The 2,598-nt window shown below is 75.1% G+C and carries 4 protein-coding genes; all 4 read right to left on the bottom strand.

The features are described from left to right. On the bottom strand, positions 1-679 hold a 679-nt coding region (locus H5J30_RS26665), incomplete at its 3' end, for a baeRF3 domain-containing protein (protein ID WP_445194961.1). Positions 680-741: 62 nt separating this feature from the next. Beyond that, positions 742-1,197, bottom strand: coding sequence for a universal stress protein (locus tag H5J30_RS26660; protein WP_258563551.1), 456 nt, complete (start codon positions 1,195-1,197; stop codon positions 742-744). Positions 1,198-1,219: 22 nt separating this feature from the next. Further along, positions 1,220-1,975, bottom strand: a complete 756-nt coding sequence (dapB, locus tag H5J30_RS26655) for a 4-hydroxy-tetrahydrodipicolinate reductase (RefSeq protein WP_181789880.1) — start codon at positions 1,973-1,975, stop codon at positions 1,220-1,222. A gap of 54 nt (positions 1,976-2,029) precedes the next feature. After that, positions 2,030-2,598: M16 family metallopeptidase (locus H5J30_RS26650; protein ID WP_181789879.1), on the bottom strand; the 569-nt coding region annotated here is incomplete at its 5' end.

Raw genomic sequence — 2,598 nt, 5'->3', positions numbered from 1 at the left:
CGGTGCCGGTGTCGGCGAGGAGGGCGAGGGCGGCGTCCTCGCCGGTGGCGTAGAGGGGTCTGGGGTCCCTGGCCAGGACGGTGTGCAGGGCGGCGTCCGCCTCGCGCAGGAAGGTGCGGACCTCCTCGTCGCGGAACGTGCTGGGGGTGTCCCCGATCCGCTCCTCGCGCTCCGCGTCCGGGTTGTCGAGTCTTCTGGTCATCGGGAAGCCGCCTGCTGTGGCCTCGGTGACGTGCTGGTCGGAGCCGCTCCACAGGGTGACGCGGTCGGCGGCCAGGGACAGCACCCAGTACGGGCGCTGCGCCGCGTACGCCGCCACCAGGTTGCGGGTGAGGAACGAGTCGGCCAGCACGACCCGCTCGGGGACGGCGCGCGGGAGGGCGAACACGTGGTGCTCGGCCACGGTGGCGAAGATGACGAGGCCGTCGAGCGCCATGGAGAGGTCGGTCTCCTCGACCGCCGCGGCCAGTTGCGCGCGGACCTCCTCGCGGGCCGCGCGGGTCACGCCGGGGTCGCGGTCGAGCTGCCGCTCGGCCTCGGCGATGACGTTGCGCAGCCGCACGGAGTCCTCGGCGTTGCGGGGTGCGCGCCGGTGCGTGGGTAGCGTCAGCGACACGGCGGGGTACGGGCGCCGCTCGCGCAGCTCCGCGAGTGCCGTGGGGGTGATCGAGGTGTCCATCGTGCCTCTCCAGGTCCTTCGGCCGTCGGTGCGGCGGGTGTCAGGGGCGGGTCGGCGGCCGGTCAGGTGTGCCCGCCCGCGCCGCGTACCACGGCCACCGGGCAGTGCGCGTGCTGCAGGAGCGCGTGGCTGACCGAGCCGAGGAGCAGCCCGGTGAAGCCGCCGCGGCCGCGGGCGCCGGTGACGAGGAGGCCGGCGTCCCTGCTCGCCTCGATGAGCAGTTCGCGGGCCGAGCCCTCGACGGCGGTACGTTCGACCCGTACGCCCGGGTACGTCTTCTCCGCCCCCGCCACCGCCTCGGCGTCCAGCTCCCGCGCCAGCGCGTTCGCGGCGCGCGCGAAGGCGGTGGTGTGCCACAGGAACCAGATGCCGATGGCGGGGAGCACCAGCACGGCGACGCCGAAGGCGACGGTCACCGGCGTGCCCTCGCGGAGCAGGTACCAGCCGCGGGTGCCGGCGAGGAAGAAGTAGACGACCAGCACGGCCGACAGCACCACGTACGTGATCTTCGAGCGCATCAGCGGGGTCCGGGCGGCGGCGTCAGCCGAGGTCGAGGAAGTGTTCCAGGCCGACCGTCAGGCCCGGGGTCTCCCGCACCCGGCGGGCGGCGAGCAGGATGCCCGGCATGAAGCTGCTGTGGTGCAGCGAGTCGTGCCGGATGGTGAGGGTCTCCCCGGTGTCGCCGAGCAGCACCTCCTGGTGGGCGAGGAGCCCCCGCAGCCGTACGGCGTGCACGGGCACCCCGTCGACGTCGGCGCCGCGGGCGCCGGGCAGGGCGGTGGCGGTGGCGTCGGGCTGCGGCGGCAGGCCGGCCTCGCGGCGGGCCTCGGCGATGAGGCGCGCGGTGCGGGTGGCGGTGCCGGAGGGGGCGTCGGCCTTGTTCGGGTGGTGCAGCTCCACGACCTCGGCGGACTCGAAGAACCGGGCGGCCTGCCGGGCGAAGTGCATGGTGAGGACGGCGCCGAGGGAGAAGTTCGGGGCGATGAGCACGCCGGTGCCGGGGCTGTCGGCGAGCCGGGCGCGCAGGGCGTCGAGGCGGTCGTCGGTCCAGCCGGTGGTGCCGACGACGGCGTGGATGCCGCTGCGTACGCAGAAGTCGACGTTGGCGGGGGCGGAGTCCGGGTGGGTCAGCTCGACGGCGACCTCGGCGCCGGCCTTCGCCAGCTCCGCGAGGTCGTCGTCGCGGTCGACGGCGGCGACGAGGTCCATGTCGTCGGCGGCCTCGACGGCCCGCGCGGCCTCGGAGCCGATACGGCCGCGGGCGCCGATGACGCCGACCTTGAGCCGGGTGCTCATGTGCGTACTACCTCCGGTGTCGATGAGTCGATGGGGAGCGCGCCCCGCCCCCGCTCAGGCCACGGCCTCCCGCAGCGCGGTGGCCTGGCGGTCCGTGACCGGTCCTATGACGGACAGGGACGGGCGCCGGGACAGGACGGTCGCCGCCACCTCGCGTACGTCGCCGGGGGTGACGGCGCGGATCCGGGCCAGGATGTCGTCGACCGACAGCTGCTCGCCCCAGCACAGCTCGCTCTTGCCGAGGCGGTGCATCAGCGCGCCGGTGTCCTCCAGGCCCAGCACCAGGGAGCCGCACAGCTGGCCGACGGCGCGGGCGACCTCGTCGTCGGCGAGGCCGTGCGCGGCGACCTGCGCCAGCTCCTCGCGGCAGAGCTTGAGCACGTCGGCGGCCTGCGCGGGGCGGCAGCCGGCGTACACGCCGAAGAGGCCGCAGTCGGCGAAGCCGGAGGTGTACGAGTACACGGAGTAGGCCAGCCCGCGCTTCTCCCTGACCTCCTGGAAGAGCCGGGAGCTCATGCCGCCGCCGAGGGCCGCGGACAGCACGCTGAGCGCCCAGCGGCGCTCGTCGTGCCGCCCGACGCCGGGGGCGCCGAGCACCAGGTGGGTCTGCTCGGTGCGGCGCT

The organism is Streptomyces phytophilus (assembly GCF_013870535.1).
GTDB classification, from domain to species: Bacteria; Actinomycetota; Actinomycetes; order Streptomycetales; family Streptomycetaceae; genus Streptomyces; species Streptomyces phytophilus.
The sequence above is the reverse complement of the archived record's forward strand: the minus strand, read 5'-3'. Positions and strand labels throughout refer to the sequence as shown.

What these genes read in the sequence shown, in the direction of transcription:
- H5J30_RS26660 (WP_258563551.1), bottom strand. Translation starts at nt 1,197, where the DNA reads ATGCGCTCGAAGATCACGTACGTGGTGCTGTCGGCCGTGCTGGTCGTC.
- dapB (WP_181789880.1), bottom strand. Translation starts at nt 1,975, where the DNA reads ATGAGCACCCGGCTCAAGGTCGGCGTCATCGGCGCCCGCGGCCGTATC.